Annotated in this window: 17 protein-coding genes; 8 read left to right on the top strand and 9 right to left on the bottom strand. The window is 62.2% G+C overall.

The window, feature by feature from the left end:
• Positions 1-951 precede the first annotated feature (951 nt).
• The 7 genes from BLO80_RS09165 to BLO80_RS09135 form a co-directional block, all read right to left on the bottom strand.
• On the bottom strand, positions 952-1518 hold the full coding sequence (locus BLO80_RS09165) for a GNAT family N-acetyltransferase (protein WP_092333344.1): 567 nt from the start codon (positions 1516-1518) through the stop codon (positions 952-954).
• A gap of 321 nt (positions 1519-1839) precedes the next feature.
• Positions 1840-2610 (bottom strand): electron transfer flavoprotein subunit beta, encoded by a 771-nt coding sequence (locus BLO80_RS09160; RefSeq protein WP_092333346.1) that lies wholly within the window; start codon positions 2608-2610, stop codon positions 1840-1842.
• Positions 2611-2623: 13 nt separating this feature from the next.
• Entirely contained in the window at positions 2624-3844 is a 1221-nt protein-coding gene (locus tag BLO80_RS09155; RefSeq protein ID WP_092333349.1) for an electron transfer flavoprotein subunit alpha, read from the bottom strand.
• Positions 3844-5793: a dimethylglycine demethylation protein DgcB gene (dgcB, locus tag BLO80_RS09150; RefSeq protein WP_092333351.1), complete on the bottom strand. Its 1950-nt coding sequence runs from the start codon at positions 5791-5793 to the stop codon at positions 3844-3846. The genes BLO80_RS09155 and dgcB overlap by 1 nt, the downstream gene beginning before the upstream one ends.
• Positions 5794-5962: 169 nt before the next feature.
• The gene (gene dgcA, locus BLO80_RS09145; protein ID WP_045157161.1) at positions 5963-8023 is read right to left on the bottom strand and encodes a dimethylglycine demethylation protein DgcA; all 2061 of its coding nucleotides are present in this window, start codon (positions 8021-8023) and stop codon (positions 5963-5965) included.
• A gap of 15 nt (positions 8024-8038) precedes the next feature.
• On the bottom strand, positions 8039-8569 hold the full coding sequence (locus BLO80_RS09140; protein WP_030139308.1) for a DUF5943 domain-containing protein: 531 nt from the start codon (positions 8567-8569) through the stop codon (positions 8039-8041).
• Positions 8570-8648: 79 nt separating this feature from the next.
• Complete coding sequence (locus BLO80_RS09135) at positions 8649-9626, bottom strand: dipeptidase (RefSeq protein WP_030139307.1); 978 nt, start codon at positions 9624-9626, stop codon at positions 8649-8651.
• 235 nt (positions 9627-9861) lie between these two features.
• On the opposite strand from BLO80_RS09135, the gene BLO80_RS09125 reads away from it, so the two are divergent.
• A complete protein-coding gene (locus tag BLO80_RS09125) occupies positions 9862-10263 on the top strand; it encodes a lysozyme inhibitor LprI family protein (RefSeq protein ID WP_092333355.1) in 402 nt (133 codons plus the stop codon).
• Positions 10264-10295: 32 nt separating this feature from the next.
• A complete protein-coding gene (locus BLO80_RS09120; RefSeq protein WP_092333357.1) occupies positions 10296-10712 on the top strand; it encodes a DUF3010 family protein in 417 nt (138 codons plus the stop codon).
• 199 nt (positions 10713-10911) lie between these two features.
• Here BLO80_RS09120 and BLO80_RS09115 read toward each other — a convergent pair whose 3' ends face one another.
• Complete coding sequence (locus tag BLO80_RS09115; protein WP_092333359.1) at positions 10912-11871, bottom strand: GlxA family transcriptional regulator; 960 nt, start codon at positions 11869-11871, stop codon at positions 10912-10914.
• Between the two features lie 193 nt (positions 11872-12064).
• On the opposite strand from BLO80_RS09115, the gene choX reads away from it, so the two are divergent.
• The 6 genes from choX (at position 12065) to BLO80_RS09085 (ending at position 17587) form a co-directional block, all read left to right on the top strand.
• On the top strand, positions 12065-13009 hold the full coding sequence (gene choX, locus BLO80_RS09110; RefSeq protein WP_092202808.1) for a choline ABC transporter substrate-binding protein: 945 nt from the start codon (positions 12065-12067) through the stop codon (positions 13007-13009).
• A 71-nt stretch (positions 13010-13080) separates the two neighbouring features.
• Complete coding sequence (locus tag BLO80_RS09105) at positions 13081-13968, top strand: 3-dehydrocarnitine:acetyl-CoA trimethylamine transferase CdhC (RefSeq protein WP_072405840.1); 888 nt, start codon at positions 13081-13083, stop codon at positions 13966-13968.
• Between the two features lie 178 nt (positions 13969-14146).
• A complete protein-coding gene (locus BLO80_RS09100) occupies positions 14147-15112 on the top strand; it encodes an L-carnitine dehydrogenase (RefSeq protein ID WP_092333361.1) in 966 nt (321 codons plus the stop codon).
• A gap of 180 nt (positions 15113-15292) precedes the next feature.
• Positions 15293-15769: a thioesterase family protein gene (locus BLO80_RS09095; protein ID WP_092333363.1), complete on the top strand. Its 477-nt coding sequence runs from the start codon at positions 15293-15295 to the stop codon at positions 15767-15769.
• Between the two features lie 19 nt (positions 15770-15788).
• Positions 15789-16952: a gamma-butyrobetaine dioxygenase gene (locus tag BLO80_RS09090; protein WP_092333365.1), complete on the top strand. Its 1164-nt coding sequence runs from the start codon at positions 15789-15791 to the stop codon at positions 16950-16952.
• Positions 16953-17323: 371 nt separating this feature from the next.
• Positions 17324-17587 (top strand): hypothetical protein, encoded by a 264-nt coding sequence (locus BLO80_RS09085; RefSeq protein WP_092333369.1) that lies wholly within the window; start codon positions 17324-17326, stop codon positions 17585-17587.
• Between the two features lie 116 nt (positions 17588-17703).
• Here the strand turns inward: BLO80_RS09085 and BLO80_RS09080 are convergent, their stop codons facing one another.
• The gene (locus BLO80_RS09080) at positions 17704-18807 is read right to left on the bottom strand and encodes a choline metabolism transcriptional regulator GbdR (protein WP_060740272.1); all 1104 of its coding nucleotides are present in this window, start codon (positions 18805-18807) and stop codon (positions 17704-17706) included.
• Between the last annotated feature and the right edge of the window lie 235 nt (positions 18808-19042).

Below are 19042 nucleotides of genomic sequence, written 5' to 3'. Positions count from 1 at the left end.
CGACACAGAACCCCTGTGGGAGCGAGCTTGCTCGCGATAGCGGCCTGACACTCACCGTCTACTTGGAAGACCACCGCACACTGCCCCTCCTACCCGTAACACGTCTCGAAATCTAACCGTGGGTGCGAATGACGTGTAAATGCTCCTTCGCAATGCCCAGGTCAGCTCCTTAGAGCTGTATGAAATTTGACCTATCGCGTTTTCGACTATACCCGCCGTGGTCCACAGCCTTTCGCAAACAACTTATCCACATGAGCACCCACAGCAATTGGGGACAAGTCCGCCGCGGGAAGGGATATCCGGGATGATAAAGCAAATAAAAACCGTGACTTATGAACAATGACGGTTTTTATCCTTAATAGATCAATTATTGAGCAGCGACCTGAAAGCCTTGCCCCGCCTGGCACGTAGAGGAAAGCAAACACCTTATCCACAGAAGCGCCAACAGCGTTTGGGGGTAATTTTGACGATTCTGTGGAAAACCCTCTGAGCGGCTTGTAAACCGCAGTTTTCCGGAGGTTTTTCTGATAAAAATCGTCAATCGATCGTTTTTTGATCAAAGCACTGAACACCCCGGCCCGTATGGCTTGCAGCGTTGAGCGAACATCTTATCCACAGAAGCGCCAACAGAGATTGGGGGCAAGTTTCGCCTGAGAGGAGTCGTTATTCACAACAAAAAGCTAATAAAAACCGTGAGTTAGACTGGCTACTTTTTGATCGTAGACTGGCAGGGCCCGATTTGCATGGGTTGCAGCGAGGGGCGAACAGGTTATCCACAGGCGGATGCACAAGGATTGTGGGTAAACACATGCCCCTGTGGGAGCGAGCTTGCTCGCGAATGCGGTGTGTCAGCGACGAACATGTAGCCTGAAATACCGCTTTCGCGAGCAAGCTCGCTCCCACAGGATTTGGGCCAACCTGTGCCCCGCGCCAGGGTTGCCGCTGTGCCGGCTAAGGCCGATGCATGAGGTAGGCCGCGCCCGTTACTTGAATCAACGGATGCGGGACGACCTGACAGGTTTTGACGATGCCAAAGCCATGGCGCTCATAAAAACGCCGGGCGCCGGTATTCGCGGCGTAGTCGATCAGGCTCAGGCCCTTGAGTGCCAGTTGATCGGCACGCTGTTGCGCCAGTTCGAGGAAGCGAACGCCCAGCCCCTTGTTACGCCAGCCTTCATGCAGGGCCAAGCTTGAGATATAGAGGGTGTCGGGCACTTCCATATCGGCGTAGGGCGCCAGGATCGGGTCTGTGACTGGGGCCGCCTGTGGATCATGACGCGTGACATAAGCGTGCATCATGCCGATGACCTGTCCGTTGGCCTGGGCGACAAGGCAGTTCTGGTAGGAAAAATCGACACCTTCCCGGGCATAACGCGCAGCGCCCACGTCAAGCAGATCCTGGCCTGGCTCCGCTAGCTGGCTCCAGATGTAATCCGACGCCCCCTCCGAGGAGATCCGGAACAAACGAGCGATCTCCCGTGTATCCGTGGGCAAGGCCGGACGAATTGCTACTTCCATTGATAGGACTCCATTGGCGATGAAACGACCTTTTTCACCCACAGGCTTGAGACGCGGCAACCCGCCAGGCCGGCGGTTTTATGACCGGATGTTGCAGTAGATCAGGTGGGTGTTTTTTGAGCGCAGGCCTGGATGGCCTGGTTTACGGCGGGGGCCAAGCAGGTTATCCACAGAGGCACACACAGCAAGGATGGGCAAACACATCCCCCTGTGGGAGCGAGCTTGCTCGCGATGGCGGCGTGTCAGCAAAGAAGATGCAACCTGACATATCGCCATCGCGAGCAAGCTCGCTCCCACAAAGGGATTCAGGTGTTACTGGATTTAGCGAACAACCCCCTCCTCAATCAACAACTTGAGAATGGCCTCGGCCCCGGCCTCCGGGCTCACGCCCTTGAGCACTTGCCCGCCTCCGCCGCTGGCCTTGGCCGTGGCGGCTTTCATGCGGTCGGCGCCGCTCTTGGCCTTGATCACTTTCAAGCGCTTGGGGCGTGGCTTGGCCGGTTGCAGGGTCGCCACCGCCAGCAAGGTGTCGTCGATCACTTCGACTTCCTCGGCATGCAATGCCCCACGTCGCGCCGGGCCGTAGGCGCTTTGCCGAGGTTTTGGCGCGGCGTTATCCACAGTGGCCAGGAACGGCAGGCGCACTTTGAGACGGCGTCGTTGGCCGCGGGGCAAGGCTTGCAACACCAGCGCCACGCCGCCGTCGATGGATTCGACCTGGGCCAGTCCCACCACCAACGGCCAACCGAGGTTTTCCGCCAGCAGAAAGGGAAGCATGCCCGAGCCTTCACCGGTTTCCGCCTGGCTGCCGGTGAGCACCACTTGGGCGCCAGCGTCACGCAGGTAATCGGTCAGGGCCGGCAGGGCGTCGGCCTCGTCGGGATTTTCCAGGACGTGAAGTTCATCCAGCCCCATGCCCAGGTAGGCGCGCAGGGCCGGTTCGGCCACATCACCGGCATGCAGCACTTGCAGGTCGTTGCCGGCCAGTTGCAGGCCCAGTTCCACGGCCCGGGCGTCCTGTTCGGCACGCCGGGGCCGACCGGAAGTGGGGTGGGCGCCGATGGACACGAGGCTGATCACTTGGGTACTCATCAACTTATCCTTCTTAAGCCGCATCGCGCTTGGCTTCGTTGCGGTAAGCCTCTACCGCCGCGATCAAGGCCTGGAGAATCGCCGCGCTGTCACCGATCACCGACAGGTCTGCCCGTTTGATCATGTCGCAGCCCGGGTCGAGGTTGATCGCCACCACCTTGTCGCAGGCGCCAATGCCCTGCAGATGCTGGATCGCCCCGGAAATCCCCACGGCCACGTAGACCCGTGCCGTGACCCAGGTCCCCGACGCGCCGACCTGGCGATCGCGGGCCATGAAACCGTCGTCCACCGCCACCCGCGAAGCGCCTTCGGTGGCGCCCAGGGCCGCGGCGGTCTGGTGGAACAGCGCCCAGTCCTTGACCCCATTGCCGCCAGAGAAAATGAATTCGGCCTCGGCCATCGGGATCGCGCCCGGGTCCACCGCCACCGCACCCAGATCTTCGATACGCGACAAGCTGCGGGCCACGCTTGTGGATAACTCCACCGGCAAGGCTTCGTGGCGGGTTTCGCTGACCGGTTCGGCGCATTCGGCCGCGGCCAGGATCAAGCGCGCCAACGGCCGGGCCAAGTCTTGCAGGCCCGCACCGGCGCGGCCAATGCACTCCTCGCCCTTGACCTGCCAGACCCGCGTGGCCGGACGCTCGCCCAGGGCTGCGGCAAAACGCCGGCCCAGTTCACCGCCACCGGTGCGGCTGTCGGGCAGCAGCCAATGGCGTGGGTTGAATTGGTTATCCACAGCCCGCAGACCCTGCACCCGTTGTTCCGGTGCATAACCGCTGAAGGCCTCACCTTCCAGTACCAGCAAGCGGTCGACACCGGCCGTGGCGAAGGCGTTTTCCTTATGCTCGCCGAAGACCACGGCCAGCACCGCGCCGTCCGTCCCCGCAAGCTGATGGGCCAGGCCCAGCAGATCGCGGTCGTGGCTGCTGAGGCGACCACCGACCATGTCCGGTACCACACTGATGTAGAACGCCGGTTGCGCTACTTGATGCAGCGGCAACTGCACTTCGACCGCGGCGGTACGCTTGGTCGCGCCACCCTGCTGGGCGCCGCTGCGGTCGATACGCTTGATGCCGTTGGGGCCAATGAAACCGATGCCATGGACGTTCTTGCGGATGACCCCGTTGGGGCCCATCCAGCTGTGCTGGACCGGTTGCATGGCCGCGTGCAGCGGGTGCAGGCGGTTGCGGGCGATCCACTCGGCGCGAGGGTCGCGGCGGATGATGTCGCTCATTAATGCACCTCCGCAGGTTCACGTTTGGCTGGGGTCGCGGGCTTGCTCGGGGCTGCGTCTTCCAGCAGTGCGTCAGCCACCAGTTCGGCAATGTCCTTGATCATTGGCCGCGGTTCGACCACGCCTTCGAGCATCGCGGTGCACTGTGGACAACCCACCGCCACCAACTCAGCGCCGGTTTCGCGAATGTCGTCCATGCGCATGTCAGGAATCCGCTGCTTGCCTGGGATGTCGGTGATCGGCGCACCGCCACCGCCGCCGCAGCAACGCGAGCGGAAACCGGAACGCTGCATCTCCTTGACCTCGATACCCAGCGCACGCAGCACCTGGCGCGGCGCCTCGTATTCGCCGTTGTAGCGGCCCAGGTAGCACGGATCGTGATAGGTCACGCTGTCGCCCTTGTGCTGGCCGAGGTTCAGGGCGCCGGCGTCGATGATTTCCGCCAGGTAGGTGCTGTGGTGCTGCACACGGTAGTTGCCATCGAAGGCGCCGTATTCGTTTTTCAGCACGTGGAAGCTGTGGGGGTCGCAGGTGACGATGCGGTTGAAGCTGTATTTGGCCAGGGTCTGGATGTTGCGTTTGGCCAACAGCTGGAACGTCGCTTCATCACCCAGGCGCCGGGCCACGTCGCCACTGTCGCGCTCTTCGAGGCCGAGCACGGCAAAGTCGATTTTCGCCGCCTTCAGTACTTTGACGAAGGCGCGCAGGGTGCGCTGGTTGCGCATGTCGAAGGCACCGTCGCCGACCCAGAACAGCACGTCGGTGGATTTCTTCTCGCTGAGCAGGTTCAGGTTCAGGTCCGCCGCCCAGTTCATCCGCCCGCCCGGGGCAAAGCCGCCAGGGTTGTCGGTGGCGATGAGGTTTTCCAGGACCTCGGCACCTTTGTTCGGCGTGGCGCCTTTTTCCAGGGTCAGGTGGCGACGCATGTCGACGATGGCATCGACATGCTCGATCATCATCGGGCACTCCTCGACGCAGGCCCTGCAGGTGGTGCAGGACCACAGGGTCTCGGCGTCTACCAGGCCGTTGACGATCGGCTGATGGGGATTGCCAGCATGCTCGCCCACAGGTTTGCCCGGGTATGGGCTGCCAGCGAATTTCGCATCGGTGCCGCCGGCCAGGCCGACGACCATGTCCTGGATGAGTTTTTTCGGGTTTAGCGGCTGACCGGCCGCGAACGCCGGGCAGGCAGCCTCACACTTGCCGCACTGCACGCAGGCGTCGAAGCCCAGCAGTTGGTTCCAGGTGAAGTCCTTGGGTTTTTCCACACCCAGTGGCGCGGCGGGGTCGTTCAGGTCCAGCGGCTTGAGACCGGTGGAACGGCCGCCGCCAAAGCGCTCGGCACGGCGATGCCAGGCCAGGTGCAGGGCACCGGCGAAGGCGTGCTTCATCGGCCCGCCCCAGGTCATGCCGAAGAACAACTCCGACACGCCCCACAGCACACCGACACCCAGGACCGCCGCCACCAGCCAACCGCCGAAGTTCTCCGGCAGGATGCCCGCCACCGGCAGGGTCACCAGGAAGAACGACGCCGAAAACGCCAGCAGGCTTTTCGGCAGGCGCATCCAGGGGCCCTTGGACAAACGGGCGGGCGGATTGCGCCGACGCAGGTAGACGAAGATCGCACCGACGAACATCACGGCCGACATCAACAGCAACGCATAGCCGAGGAAACGGTTATGCAGGCCGAACCCGTGGACCAGGATCGCCAGCACCACCGACGCCACCGCACCACCGGCCGTGGCCACGTGGGTGTTGGCGATGTATTTGTCCCGCGCCACTACGTGGTGCAAATCCACCATGTAGCGCTTGGGCATGGCAAAGAGACCGCCGATCAGGTCGACCTTGGCCGGTCGTCCCCGGCGCCACATGTTCACCCGCCGCAAGGCGCCGAGGACCGCGAGGCCCAGGGCTGCGAACAGCAGGATTGGAAGAAGGGTGTTCAGCATGGTGAAGCTCCCAAAGACCTCAGGTCTTGCAGGCACAGAAACCTGGATGTCTTGCTCGATCCCTGTGGGAGCGAGCTTGCTCGCGAAGACGGACTCAGATCCAACATAATGTCGACTGATCCACCGCTATCGCGAGCAAGCTCGCTCCCACAGGGTTATCCACAAGCCGTTAGAAATCCTTGCACAACCGCAGGGCGTCGTAGATGGCGGCGTGGGTATTACGCTGGGCCACGCAGTCACCGATGCGGAACAGCAGGTAGCCATCGCCGCTCTGCTCCAGGCACGGCTGGGGCTTGATCGCGAACAAGGCTTCGACGTCGATCTGGCCCTTGTTGCGCGAACCTTCCTTGAGCGCGTAGTAGATTTCTTCGTCCGGCCGCACGCCGTTTTCCACCACCACCTGGTCCACCACGCGTTCTTCCTTGGCGCCGGTGTATTCGTTCTCCAGCACCGCCACCAGCTTGTCGCCTTCGCGGTAGACCTTCTCCAGCATCATGTCCCCGGTCATGATCACTTCCTTGGGGTACATGCTGCGGTAGTACGTGGGGAACGAAGTCCCGCCAATGGCCACGCCCGGCTTGATGTCGTCGGTGACGATCTCGACCTGGCTGCCTTTGTCGGCGAGGAAGTCGGCCACCGACATGCCGGTGAACTCGCAAATGGTGTCGTAGACCAGCACGTTCTTGCCCGGCGCGACCTTGCCGTCGAGCACGTCCCAGCTGCTGACCACCAGCCCTTCGGCGGCGCCCCAGTGTTCGTTCTGTTCCAGGTTCGGATGCCCGCCGACGGCCAGCACCACCACATCCGGACGCAGGTCCATGATGGTCGCCGCATCTGCCGCCACGCCCAGGCGCAGATCGACTTTCAAGCGTGCCAGCTCCAGCTGGAACCAGCGGGTGATGCCGGCGATCTGGTCCCGTTGCGGGGCTTTCGAGGCGGTGGTGATCTGCCCGCCGATGAATTCTTTCTTCTCGAACAGGGTCACGTCGTGCCCACGCTCGGCAGCGACACGCGCCGCTTCCATCCCGGCCGGGCCGGCACCGACGACGACCACTTTGCGCTTGGGCCCGGTGGACTTCTCGATGATGTGCGGCACGCCCATGTATTCACGGGAGGTCGCGGCGTTCTGGATGCACAGCACGTCCAGCCCCTGGTACTGGCGGTCGATGCAGTAGTTGGCACCGACGCACTGCTTGATCTGGTCGATCTGGCCCATCTTGATCTTGGCGATCAGGTGCGGGTCGGCGATGTGGGCACGGGTCATGCCGACCATGTCGACGTAACCACCTTCCAGGATCCGCGTGGCCTGGTTCGGGTCCTTGATGTTCTGCGCGTGCAGCACCGGAACCTTGACCACTTCCTTGATACCGGCGGCCAGGTGCAGGAACGGCTCCGGTGGATAACTCATGTTCGGAATGACGTTGGCCAGGGTGTTGTGAGTGTCGCAACCCGAGCCCACCACGCCGATGAAATCCAGCATGCCGGTGTCGTCGTAGTACTTGGCGATCTGCTTCATGTCCTCGTGGGACAAGCCGTCCGGGTGGAACTCGTCGCCGCACAGGCGCATGCCCACGCAGAAATCGTCGCCCACTTCGGCGCGCACGGCCTTCAGCACTTCCAGGCCGAACTTCATGCGGCCTTCGAAGCTGCCGCCCCATTCGTCGGTACGCTTGTTGACCCGCGGGCTCCAGAACTGGTCGATCATGTGCTGGTGCACGGCGGACAGCTCGACGCCGTCCAGGCCACCGGCCTTGGCACGCCGTGCCGCCTGGGCGTAGTTGCCGATCACCCGCCAGATTTCTTCCGGCTCGATGGTCTTGCACGTGGCACGGTGCACCGGCTCACGCACGCCGGACGGCGACATCAGGGTCGGCCAGTTGAAACCGTCCCAACGCGAGCGACGGCCCATGTGGGTAATCTGGATCATGATCTTGGCGCCATGCTTGTGCATGGCGTCGGCCAGGTTCTGGAAGTGCGGGATGATGCGGTCGGTGGACAGGTTCACCGAGCTCCACCATTCCTGCGGGCTGTCGATGGCAACCACCGACGAGCCACCACAGATCGCCAGGCCGATGCCGCCCTTGGCCTTTTCTTCGTAATACTTCACGTACCGGTCGGTGGTCATGCCGCCGTCGGTGGCGTAGACCTCGGCGTGCGCGGTGCTGAGCACGCGGTTGCGGATGGTCAGTTTGCCGATCTGGATCGGCTGGAACATTGCTTCAAAAGCCATGGCGCGATCCTCGACTTACAACGGCTTGACGATGAACAGGCCGTCGTCGTGGCCTTCTTCGGAACCGCCATAGACCTGCTCGGCCACGGTGCGGATCGAACTGCCACGAGCGGCGAGGATCTGGTCCATGGCGCCGGCGAACCAGCCGGTGAACATGTAGTCGACCTTGCGCCCGACCTTGCCGTACACATAGACGAACGCCGAGTGTTCGAGCTTGACGCTGGCGGTGCCTTTATCCAGGTCGATGTCCTGGATCTTGAACAGGCCCCAGCCACGCTGGGACAGGCGCTTCATGTAGTGTTCGAACACCGCGACGCCTTCCAGGCCGTGGCATTCGGCTTCTTTTTCACACCAGTGCCAGGCGGATTTGTAGCCGGCCTTGTAGAGAATCTCGGCGTAGGCGTCGGCGCCCAGCACTTCTTCGATGCCCATGTGGTTGTTGACGAAGAAGTGACGCGGTACGTACAGCATCGGCAGGGCGTCGGACGTCCAGACACCGGTTTCGCTGTCGACTTCGATAGGCAGTTGCGGGGCGATCTTGGCCATGAAAACTTGACTCCGGAAATTCGTGGTATTGCCTGCGGCGCGGAGGGCCGCAGGTAGAGGATTAGCGATGCGGCGGCAGTTATTCGCCCCAGACGTCTTTCAGCACGTTGACCCAGTTTTCGCCCATGATCTTGCGCACCACCCGCTCAGGATGGCCGCGCTTGAGCAGCGTCTCGGTGAGGTTCGGGAACTCGCCCACGGTGCGGATGCCCAGGGGGTTGATGATCTTGCCGAAGCTGGTCAGACGACGGGCATAGCCCTTGTCGTGGGTCAGCATTTCGAAGAAATCCTGGCCGTGGCCCTGGGTGAAGTCGGTACCGATGCCGATGGCGTCCTCGCCAACGATGTTCATGGTGTATTCAATGGCTTCGGCGTAGTCGTCGATGGTCGAATCGATTCCCTTGGCCAGGAACGGCGCGAACATGGTCACGCCGACGAAACCGCCGTGGTCGGCGATGAACTTCAGCTCTTCATCGGATTTGTTGCGCGGGTGTTCTTTCAGGCCGGACGGCAGGCAGTGGGAGTAGCACACCGGCTTCTTCGATTCGAGGATGACTTCTTCGGAGGTCTTGGAACCGACGTGGGACAGGTCGCACATGATGCCGACGCGGTTCATCTCGGCGACGATCTCGCGACCGAAGCCCGACAGGCCGCCGTCGCGCTCGTAGCAACCGGTGCCAACCAGGTTCTGGGTGTTGTAGCACATCTGCACCACACCGACGCCCAGTTGCTTGAAGATCTCGACGTAGCCGAGCTGGTCTTCGAAGGCATGGGCGTTCTGGAAGCCGAAGATGATGCCGGTCTTGCCCTGCTCCTTGGCGCGACGGATGTCGGCGGTGGTTTTCACCGGAATCACCAGGTCGCTGTTCTCGCGGATCAGCTTCTGGCTGGCGACGATGTTGTTGATGGTGGCCTGGAAACCTTCCCACACCGACACGGTGCAGTTGGCTGCGGTCAGGCCGCCCTTGCGCATGTCTTCGAACAGGTCGCGGTTCCACTTGGCAATGATCAGCCCGTCGATAACGATGCTGTCGGCGTGCAATTCGGCTGGGCTCATCAGGCAGTCCCCTTTTGTCAGCGATTCATGCGCCGAATCGTGTGCCGGCGCTTTGGGGCCAGCATATGCCTGAGGGCCGTCGCGACCCGGTGCAAAAACGACAGGGGAATTGCCGAAAGCGTCAATCCACGACAATGGGCTACGACAGGCCCGCCCTGCCCGTCTGTTCTTTACCCGACGGTTGCGCCAGAATCCGTCGCATCACTGGTTTTCACTGGACTTGAGCGGCAACGCGATGAAATCAATCTTCCTGGCTTTGGCACTGATCAGCACCCTGGCACACGCAACCGAAGACACCGAGCCCAACCCCTGCGACGAAGTTGAAAACGACGTCCAGACCCTGGCCTGCTCGGCCTATGGCAAAACCGCCGCCGAACAATTGCTCAACGAAAACCTGCAGAGCCTCTTTGAACGCCTGCAAACCCGCTACGCCAGCGACAAGGCCCAGCTCAACGACATCACCGCCAAGGTCAAGGCCGCCCAACAACTGTGGCTCAAACAACGCGACGCCGATTGCGCCATCGCCGCCTTCCCGGCCAAACCCGGCAGCGAAGCCTACAAAATCGCCGAAAACGACTGCATGGCCCAGGTGAGCGATGATCGGTCGGAGTTTTTGGAGTCGATTGGGCAGGAGTAAGCTGCACGCCCCCCTCGAGCAAAGAGATCCCCATGAAAACCTGCGGTATCGAAATCAAAGGCAGCGAAGCGATCATCGCCGTTGCCTCGCTGGATCAGCAGACGCTGACCCACATCGCCCTGAATACCAAGAAAATCGCCCTGGACGACGATGACGACGCCGCCAACGTCAAGGCGTTTGCCGCTCAGGTACGCGCGTTCGTGGTCGAGAATGGCATCGAACGCATCGCCATCAAGAAGCGCAGCAAGAAAGGCGAGTTCGCCGGCGGACCGACCACGTTCAAGATTGAAGGGGTTTTCCAGTTGCTGGAAGGCTGCGAGGTGACACTGCTGTCACCGCAGACCCTCAACGCACAGCACAAGAAACACGGCTTCGCCTTGCCGGCGACGCTGAACAAGTATCAGCACGAGGCGTACAAGGCGGCGTGCTCGGCACTGATGAAAAAATAAAGCCGTTCCCCGTGGCGAGGGAGCTTGCTCCCGCTGGGGCGCGCAGCGTCCCTCGCTGTTGAGGGCGGCTGCGCAGCCGGCGGGAGCAAGCTCCCTCGCCACAGATGGATGACCGATGACTGGCGGTGTCCAGCTTTCATACTCAATTATGGCGACAGGTACAGTTTATAGTCCCGGGCATAATTGAGTATAAAGCCTTTCAAACCACCTCCCGCCCATCCCCCTGTCGCCGCCGATCCTCCCGTGGACAGCGCGCGAACCGTGCCCGATAACTGCGGGTGAAGTACGACGGTGATTCGAAACCGCAGGCAATACTGACTTCCAGCACGCTCATGTCGGTCTGGCGCAGCAGTTGCCGGGCCTTTTCCAGGCGCAAGCGCAGGTAGAAGTTGCTCGGGGTGTCGTTCAGGTGCAGGCGGAACAGGCGTTCGAGCTGGCGGCGGGTGACGTTGATCGACTCGGCCAGGGCCAAGGTGCTCAGGGGCGGTTCGCTGTGGGTTTCCATCTCGCCGATGACGTGCACCAGCTTCTTGTTGCGAATGCCATAGCGGTTGGCGATTTCCATGCGCTGGTGGTCTTTGCGCGGGCGGATGCGGCCGAGCACGAACTGTTCGCTGACCTGGATCGCCAGCTCCGAACCATGGGCCTGGCCGATCAGGTCGAGCATCAGGTCGATGGACGCGGTGCCACCGGCGCAAGTGATGCGGCGACGGTCGATTTCAAACAGTTCCTGAGTCACGCCAAGCTGCGGATAAGACTCCTTGAATGCCTCGATCGCTTCCCAGTGCAAGGTCACGCGGTGTCCGTCCAGCAGCCCCGCCTCGGCCAGGACCACACTGCCGGTGTCGATGCCGCCCAGGATCACGCCTTCGTTATCCAACCGATGCAACCAGCGCTCCAGGGCCGGGGTGGCGAACTTCAGTGGTTCGAACCCCGCCACCACCCAAAGGGTCGCGCCCTTCTTCAATGGCTCCAGCGCGGCATCGGCGTTGACCGACATGCCATTGCTCGCCAGCACCGCCCCGCCATCGACGCTCAACACATGCCAACGATACAGCTCGCCACGAAAACGATTGGCGACCCGCAACGGCTCGATGGCCGAAATGAAACCGATGGCTGAAAAGCCCGGCATCAACAAGAAGTAGAAATCCTGGGACATGAAGCGCACTCGGTCGACGGGTAGCGTGCGGACCTTGATACGCCAGTTGCAAGCGTCGTTCAAGAGCGCAGGTCGCTGCAGTGCAAGAGCACGTCGCCGCTGTGCGTTTTGCCATGCTTCGGGCTGCGTAACTTGGCATCACCGGCGCACAGACACCGGAGCCCCATAACAATAAGCTGCCGAGGAACCCGACATGAAACGACTGATCAGCTCCTGCGTTCTTGCACTCAGCGCTACCACCTTGATGAACGGCGCCGCCATGGCAGCCGAACCCGCCGCGTGCCAGAACGTGCGCCTGGGCGTGGTCAACTGGACCGACGTCATCGCCACCAGCGCCCTGACCCAAGTGATGCTCGACGGCCTCGGCTACAAGACCAAGCAGACCAGCGCCTCCCAGCAAATCATCTTCGCCGGCATTCGTGACCAACGCCTGGACCTGTTCCTGGGCTACTGGAACCCGCTGATGACCCAGACCATCACCCCATTCGTCGAAGCCAAGCAGGTCAAGGTTCTGGAACAACCCAGCCTCAAGGACGCTCGCGCCACCCTGGCCGTGCCGACCTACCTGGCCGACAAGGGCCTGAAGAGCTTCGCCGACATCGCCAAATTCGAAAAAGAGTTGGGTGGCAAGATCTACGGCATCGAACCCGGCTCCGGCGCCAACACCCAGATCAAGGCGATGATCGCCAAGAACCAGTTCGGCCTGGGCAAATTCCAACTGGTGGAATCCAGCGAAGCCGGCATGCTCGCCGCCGTGGACCGCGCCGTACGGCGCAAGGAAGCCGTGGTGTTCTTTGGCTGGGCGCCGCATCCGATGAACGTCAATGTGCAAATGACCTACCTCACCGGCAGCGAAGACGCCCTCGGCCCGAACGAAGGCATGGCCACCGTCTGGACCGTCACCGCGCCGAATTACGCCGAGCAATGCCCGAACGTCGGTCGCTTGCTGAGCAACCTGACCTTCACCGCCGAAGACGAGAGCCGGATGATGCAGCCGCTGCTCGATCACAAGGATCCGCTCGAATCGGCCCGGCAATGGCTCAAGGATCATCCGCAAGACAAGCAGCGCTGGCTCGACGGCGTGACCACCTTCGACGGCAAGCCGGCCGCCGACAACCTGAAACTCACCAGTAACTGACCAAACGTTCTCCCTCTGCGCAGCACCCAACGGCTGCGCGGTGACTCACCACGCCTGAAGGAATCCGCACCATGAACCACGACGTCATCATCACCTGCGCACTCACCGGTGCTGGCGACACGACCGCCAAGAGCCCCCACGTGCCGGTCACCCCGAAACAGATCGCCGCCGCTGCCGTCGAAGCCGCCAAGGCCGGTGCCACCGTGGTCCACTGCCACGTCCGCGACCCGCAGACCGGCAAGTTCAGCCGCGACGTGGCGCTGTACCGCGAAGTGATGGAGCGCATCCGTGAGGCGGACGTGGACATCATCGTCAACCTCACCGCCGGCATGGGCGGTGACCTGGAAATCGGTGCGGGCGAACGGCCGATGGAGTTCGGCCCCAACACCGACCTGGTGGGTCCGCTGACCCGCCTGGCCCACGTCGAAGAGCTGTTGCCGGAAATCTGCACGCTGGATTGCGGCACCCTGAACTTCGGCGACGGCGACACCATTTACGTCTCCACCCCGGCGCAACTGCGGGCCGGGGCCAAGCGCATCACCGAGCTGGGGGTCAAGGCCGAGCTGGAAATCTTCGACACCGGGCACCTGTGGTTCGCCAAGCAACTGATCAAGGAAGGCCTGCTGGACAACCCGCTGTTCCAGCTCTGCCTGGGCATCCCATGGGGCGCGCCGGCCGACACCACCACCATGAAGGCCATGGTCGACAACCTGCCAGCCGACGCGGTATGGGCCGGCTTCGGCATCGGCCGCATGCAAATGCCGATGGCTGCCCAGGCGGTGCTGCTGGGGGGCAACGTGCGGGTCGGGCTGGAAGACAACCTCTGGCTGGATAAAGGCGTGCTCGCCACCAACGGCCAACTGGTGGAACGCGCTGGCGAAATCCTCAGCCGCCTCGGGGCGCGGGTACTTACGCCGGCCGAGGGCCGCAAGAAAATGGGCCTGACCCCACGCGGCTAAACCGAACGTGCACATTGGATCTGCAGTGACAGCAGATCTTAAGACCACCCCAGATCAAATGTGGGAGCGAGCTTGCTCGCGATAGCGTCGGCGCATCCAGTGCATTTACCGCACCTGGAATACCGTCATCGCAAGCTCGCTCCCACAGGGAATCAGCGAATTACTCAGGAAAATCACCATGAGCTTTATCACCGACATCAAGACCTTCGCCGCCCTGGGCAGTGGTGTAATTGGCAGCGGCTGGGTCAGCCGGGCCTTGGCCCATGGCCTCGACGTTGTCGCCTGGGACCCGGCACCGGGTGCCGAGGCGGCATTGCGCAAACGCGTCGCCAACGCTTGGGGCGCGCTGGAGAAACAGGGCCTGGCCCCTGGTGCCTCGCAGGATCGGCTGCGCTTTGTCGCGACCATCGAAGAATGCGTGCGCGACGCCGACTTCATCCAGGAAAGCGCCCCCGAGCGCCTGGAGCTGAAGCTCGAACTGCACGGCCAGATCAGCGCAGCCGCCAAGCCGAATGCATTGATCGGCTCCAGCACTTCGGGGCTGTTGCCAAGCGAATTCTACGAAGGTGCGACCCACCCGGAACGCTGCGTGGTCGGACACCCGTTCAACCCGGTTTACCTGTTGCCGCTGGTGGAAGTGGTCGGTGGCAAGCACACCGCCCCCGAAGCCGTGCAAGCAGCCATGCAAGTCTACGAATCCCTCGGCATGCGGCCGCTGCACGTACGCAAGGAAGTACCTGGCTTCATCGCCGACCGCCTGCTCGAAGCGCTGTGGCGCGAAGCCCTGCACCTGGTCAACGACGGCGTCGCCACCACGGGGGAAATCGACGATGCCATTCGTTTTGGCGCCGGCCTGCGCTGGTCATTCATGGGCACGTTCCTGACCTACACCCTGGCCGGTGGCGATGCCGGCATGCGGCACTTCATGGCCCAGTTCGGCCCGGCACTGCAACTGCCCTGGACCTACCTGCCAGCGCCGGAGCTGACCGAGAAGCTGATCGACGATGTGGTGGACGGCACGAGCGAGCAATTGGGCAGCCATAGCATCTCGGCCCTGGAGCGCTATCGTGATGATTGTTTGCTGGCGGTGCTGGAGGCGGTGAAGACCACCAAGGCCAAGCATGGCATGGCCTTTAGCGAATAAACATTCCCCCTTGTGGCGAGGGAGCTTGCTCCCGCTGGACTGCGAAGCAGTCCCAAAACCGGCAAATGCGGTGTATCAGTCAAATCGTATTCGCTGGTTTTACGACCGCTTCGCGGCCGAGCGGGAGCAAGCTCCCTCGCCACAAGGGTGTACACCAGCGACTATTTGTGGAGTTCCAGCATGCCCACCCTCACCACCTACCAGACCCGCATCCTCCCCGAATGGGTCGATTACAACGGCCATCTGCGCGATGCCTTCTACTTGCTGATCTTCAGCTACGCCACCGACGCGCTGATGGACCGGCTCGGCCTGGACAGCCAGAACCGCGAAGCCAGCGGGCACTCACTGTTCACCCTCGAGCTACACCTCAACTACCTGCACGAAGTGAAGCTCGGGGCCGAGGTGCAAGTGCACACGCAGATCATCGGCCACGACGCCAAACGCCTGCACCTCTACCACAGCCTGCACCTGGTGGGTGGTGATAAAGAACTGGCCGGCAATGAACAGATGCTGCTGCACGTCGATCTGGCGGGCCCGCGCTCGGCGCCCTTCACGGAGCCGACCCTGACCCGGCTCGACGCCCTGCTTGAGGAGCAATCCGACCTGCCGCCCCCGACCTACATCGGTCGGGTCATCGCCCTGCCCCCCGCCCGGTAAGCTTCGCACAGGAGATCGCATGAACACCGCCGCCGCTTTTGCCGACTTCCGCCGTTATCCCCTGATCTTCGCGTTGACCGCCGCAACCCCCTTGGCCGACCGGGTGCAAGTGACATGGGCCGATGGCCGGACCAGCCCCTTTCATCACCCCTGGTTACGGGACAACTGCCCTTGCCCTCAATGCGTCTACAGCGTCACCCGCGAGCAGGTGCTGGAAATCATCGACGTTCCTGAAGACATGACGACCAGGGCGGTCCACCTCGACGACGAAGGCTGCCTATGCGTGGACTGGCAGGACGGCCACCAGAGCCGTTTTGACCCGGGCTGGTTGCGCGCCCATGCCTACGATGATCAATCCCGGGCCGAGCGCCTGGCGAACAGGCCCCGGCGCCAACTGTGGCGGCACGACCTGCCACTGCCGGTGTTCGATTACCCGGCGCTGATGGACGATACCGACGCGTTGCTGCAATGGTTGCTGGCGCTACGCGACATCGGCCTGACCCAAGTGCGCGGCGTGCCCACCGAACCCGGTTCGTTGAAACAGATTGCCCAGCGCATTTCCTTCATCCGCGAGAGCAACTTCGGCGTGCTGTTCAACGTGCAGTCCAAGGCCGATGCCGACAGCAACGCCTACACCGCTTTCAACCTGCCGCTGCACACCGACCTGCCGACCCGGGAGCTGCAGCCGGGGCTGCAGTTCCTGCACTGCCTGGTGAATGACGCCGACGGTGGCGAGAGCATTTTTGTCGACGGTTTCGCCATTGCCGAAACCCTGCGCCAGGAAGACCCCGAGGCCTTCGACGCCCTGTGCCGGATTCCGGTGGAATTTCGCAACAAGGACCGCCGCAGCGACTACCGCTGCCTGGCGCCGATCATCGCCCTGGACGCCCTTGGAGAAGTCTCGGAAATCCGCATGGCGAACTTCCTGCGTGGGCCGTTCGACACCTCGGTCGAGCAGATGCCCAAACTCTACCGTGCCTACCGCCGCTTCATCGCCCTGACCCGCGAGCCACGCTTTCGCGTGGTGCAGCGTCTCGAACCGGGCCAGCTCTGGTGCTTCGACAACCGCCGCACCCTCCATGCCCGCCATGCCTTTGACCCGGCCTCCGGGGCACGGCATTTCCAGGGGTGCTATGTGGATCGGGATGAGTTGTTGTCGCGGATTCTGGTTCTACAACGCTAGATCGCATAACGGCTATTCGCGAGCAAGCCCGCTCCCACAGGAGCCCGCATTCCCATGTGGGAGCGAGCTTGCTCGCGATAGCTCCCTGTCACACAACCCATCACTCCCTGATTGTCACAGACAAAAAAATCCCCGATCAAGCCGTGACAGGATCGGGGCAGGTTGCGTTACTGGAGGAGCTGTCGCGCGAGGGTGACCAAACCATCGTGATTCAGCTTGGGGCCAGTGTGCCCAGTCCAGACCTGGGCAAGTTAACCGAAAACGACGCCTCCATAGTCATTCGTGACATTGCGACCATTTGCCCTTGCCGCCGCTTCGGGTGGCTACCAGAATCGAGACACGACCCCAATCCCTGAACAAGGAAAAGCGTCATGATGCACGCCGATTTGATCGACCAGGAAGACCTGCTGGGCCATCTCAAGGCCCTGGGACTGCAAATACCCAGCGGCTCCACTGCCGAGCAGGCATGCGAGTGCGCCGTGCGGGGTTTGGACCAGGCCCGTGCCAATGAACTGCGCCTGATGGTCAAGAGGATGTACACCAGCAGTGCGACCATCCTGCCGGCCGTGCGCCAGGCGATCGATAAGCAATTGTTGCCGGCGCTGATGGATTACCAGCAAAACCACAACACCTGATAAAACCAATCGCGAGCAAGCTCGCTCCCACAGTGATCCCTGGTGTGCACACGCTCTATTGCACCCAGGCGATCTCCCTGTGGGAGCGAGCTTGCTCGCGATGAAGGCCCCTCGGTCTAGAGCCTCACACTGGCAAAGGTCGATTCATTACGCGCCTGGCTCAGCGCCGACAGCGGCCCGGACAATGGCGACAGCACCAACGCCTGCGGCAGCGGCATCATCGCCACCTGTTGCGTGGTGTTTGAACCGACGCGCTCGTCCCGCGGCGGAATGCCGAAGTATTCGCGGTAGCACTTGGAGAAGTGCGGGGTGGAAACGAAGCCGCACACCGAGGCCACCTCGATGATCGACATCGGCGTCTGCTTGAGCAACTGCCGCGCACGAATGAGCCGCAGCTTGAGGTAGTAGCGCGACGGTGAGCAGTGCAGGTACTTCTGGAACAACCGCTCCAGCTGACGCCGGGACACGGCGACGTACACCGCCAGCTCGTCCAGGTCGATCGGCTCTTCGAGGTTGGCTTCCATCAACGCCACGATTTCCTGCAACTTCGGCTGGTTGGTGCCAAGCATGTGCTTGAGCGGCACACGCTGGTGATCCTGCTCGTTGCGGATACGCTCGTAGACAAACATTTCAGAGATCGCCGCCGACAGCTCGCGACCGTGATCGCGACTGATCAGGTGCAACATCATGTCCAGCGGCGCGGTGCCACCGGAGCTGGTGAAGCGGTTGCGGTCGAGGGTGAACAGGCGGGTGCTCATCGATACCCGCGGGAACGCTTCCTGCATCGCCGCCAGGCATTCCCAGTGCACGCTGCAATCGAAACCGTCCAACAGGCCGGCGCAGGCCAGGGCCCAACTGCCGGTGCAGACCGCGCCGAGGCGACGGGACTGGCGAGCCTGGCTCTGCAACCACGACACGTGTTCACGGGTCACGGTGCGCTGGATGCCAATGCCACCACAGACGATGACGGTGTCCAGGGGCGGTGCCTTGTGCATGGAGGCGTCGGGGGTGATCTGCAAACCGTCGCTGGCCCAGACCTGGCCGCCATCGACCGTGAGGGTGGTCCAGCGATACAGCTCGCGACCGGATAGCTGGTTGGCCATGCGTAGCGGTTCCACCGCGGACGCCAGGGAAATCAGCGTGAAATTGTCCAGCAGCAAAAAGCCGATGGATTGAGGCGCACGGTTCTGGGGTTGGGCCCCGGAGTTGGACGTCGTCATCGCGGTATCTCCTCACACAAAGCGGGTGATGGCCTCAGGCGGAGGCTCTTGTTATTGCCACGTTCTCTTGCGCGAGACAGGGCTTTATCGGGATAGAGCAATTGCCATGCCTAAAATTGAATGTGTGTTCAATAAATCCTGAAAACGACATCGCGGCCTGTCTATATAAGGCGTGCATCAGGTCCAGGTTTTAGGTGCCGTCAATGGCTGCAGGTACCGATCATAGAAGGCTGTG

Origin of the sequence: Pseudomonas sp. NFACC56-3, from assembly GCF_900100025.1 — a bacterium.
In the GTDB taxonomy this organism is placed as follows: domain Bacteria; phylum Pseudomonadota; class Gammaproteobacteria; order Pseudomonadales; family Pseudomonadaceae; genus Aquipseudomonas; species Aquipseudomonas fluorescens_AA.
This window is presented reverse-complemented; position numbering and strand designations above follow the sequence as displayed.

Bases quoted from the DNA above. Each gene is read 5' to 3' on its own strand.
- dgcA (WP_045157161.1), bottom strand. From the start codon at position 8,023: ATGGCTTTTGAAGCAATGTTCCAGCCGATCCAGATCGGCAAACTGACC.
- BLO80_RS09155 (WP_092333349.1), bottom strand. From the start codon at position 3,844: ATGAGCGACATCATCCGCCGCGACCCTCGCGCCGAGTGGATCGCCCGC.
- BLO80_RS09125 (WP_092333355.1), top strand. From the start codon at position 9,862: ATGAAATCAATCTTCCTGGCTTTGGCACTGATCAGCACCCTGGCACAC.
- BLO80_RS09090 (WP_092333365.1), top strand. From the start codon at position 15,789: ATGAACACCGCCGCCGCTTTTGCCGACTTCCGCCGTTATCCCCTGATC.
- BLO80_RS09120 (WP_092333357.1), top strand. From the start codon at position 10,296: ATGAAAACCTGCGGTATCGAAATCAAAGGCAGCGAAGCGATCATCGCC.
- BLO80_RS09085 (WP_092333369.1), top strand. From the start codon at position 17,324: ATGATGCACGCCGATTTGATCGACCAGGAAGACCTGCTGGGCCATCTC.
- choX (WP_092202808.1), top strand. From the start codon at position 12,065: ATGAAACGACTGATCAGCTCCTGCGTTCTTGCACTCAGCGCTACCACC.
- BLO80_RS09095 (WP_092333363.1), top strand. From the start codon at position 15,293: ATGCCCACCCTCACCACCTACCAGACCCGCATCCTCCCCGAATGGGTC.
- BLO80_RS09165 (WP_092333344.1), bottom strand. From the start codon at position 1,518: ATGGAAGTAGCAATTCGTCCGGCCTTGCCCACGGATACACGGGAGATC.
- BLO80_RS09080 (WP_060740272.1), bottom strand. From the start codon at position 18,807: ATGACGACGTCCAACTCCGGGGCCCAACCCCAGAACCGTGCGCCTCAA.
- dgcB (WP_092333351.1), bottom strand. From the start codon at position 5,793: ATGCTGAACACCCTTCTTCCAATCCTGCTGTTCGCAGCCCTGGGCCTC.
- BLO80_RS09135 (WP_030139307.1), bottom strand. From the start codon at position 9,626: ATGAGCCCAGCCGAATTGCACGCCGACAGCATCGTTATCGACGGGCTG.
- BLO80_RS09115 (WP_092333359.1), bottom strand. From the start codon at position 11,871: ATGTCCCAGGATTTCTACTTCTTGTTGATGCCGGGCTTTTCAGCCATC.
- BLO80_RS09105 (WP_072405840.1), top strand. From the start codon at position 13,081: ATGAACCACGACGTCATCATCACCTGCGCACTCACCGGTGCTGGCGAC.
- BLO80_RS09160 (WP_092333346.1), bottom strand. From the start codon at position 2,610: ATGAGTACCCAAGTGATCAGCCTCGTGTCCATCGGCGCCCACCCCACT.
- BLO80_RS09100 (WP_092333361.1), top strand. From the start codon at position 14,147: ATGAGCTTTATCACCGACATCAAGACCTTCGCCGCCCTGGGCAGTGGT.
- BLO80_RS09140 (WP_030139308.1), bottom strand. From the start codon at position 8,569: ATGGCCAAGATCGCCCCGCAACTGCCTATCGAAGTCGACAGCGAAACC.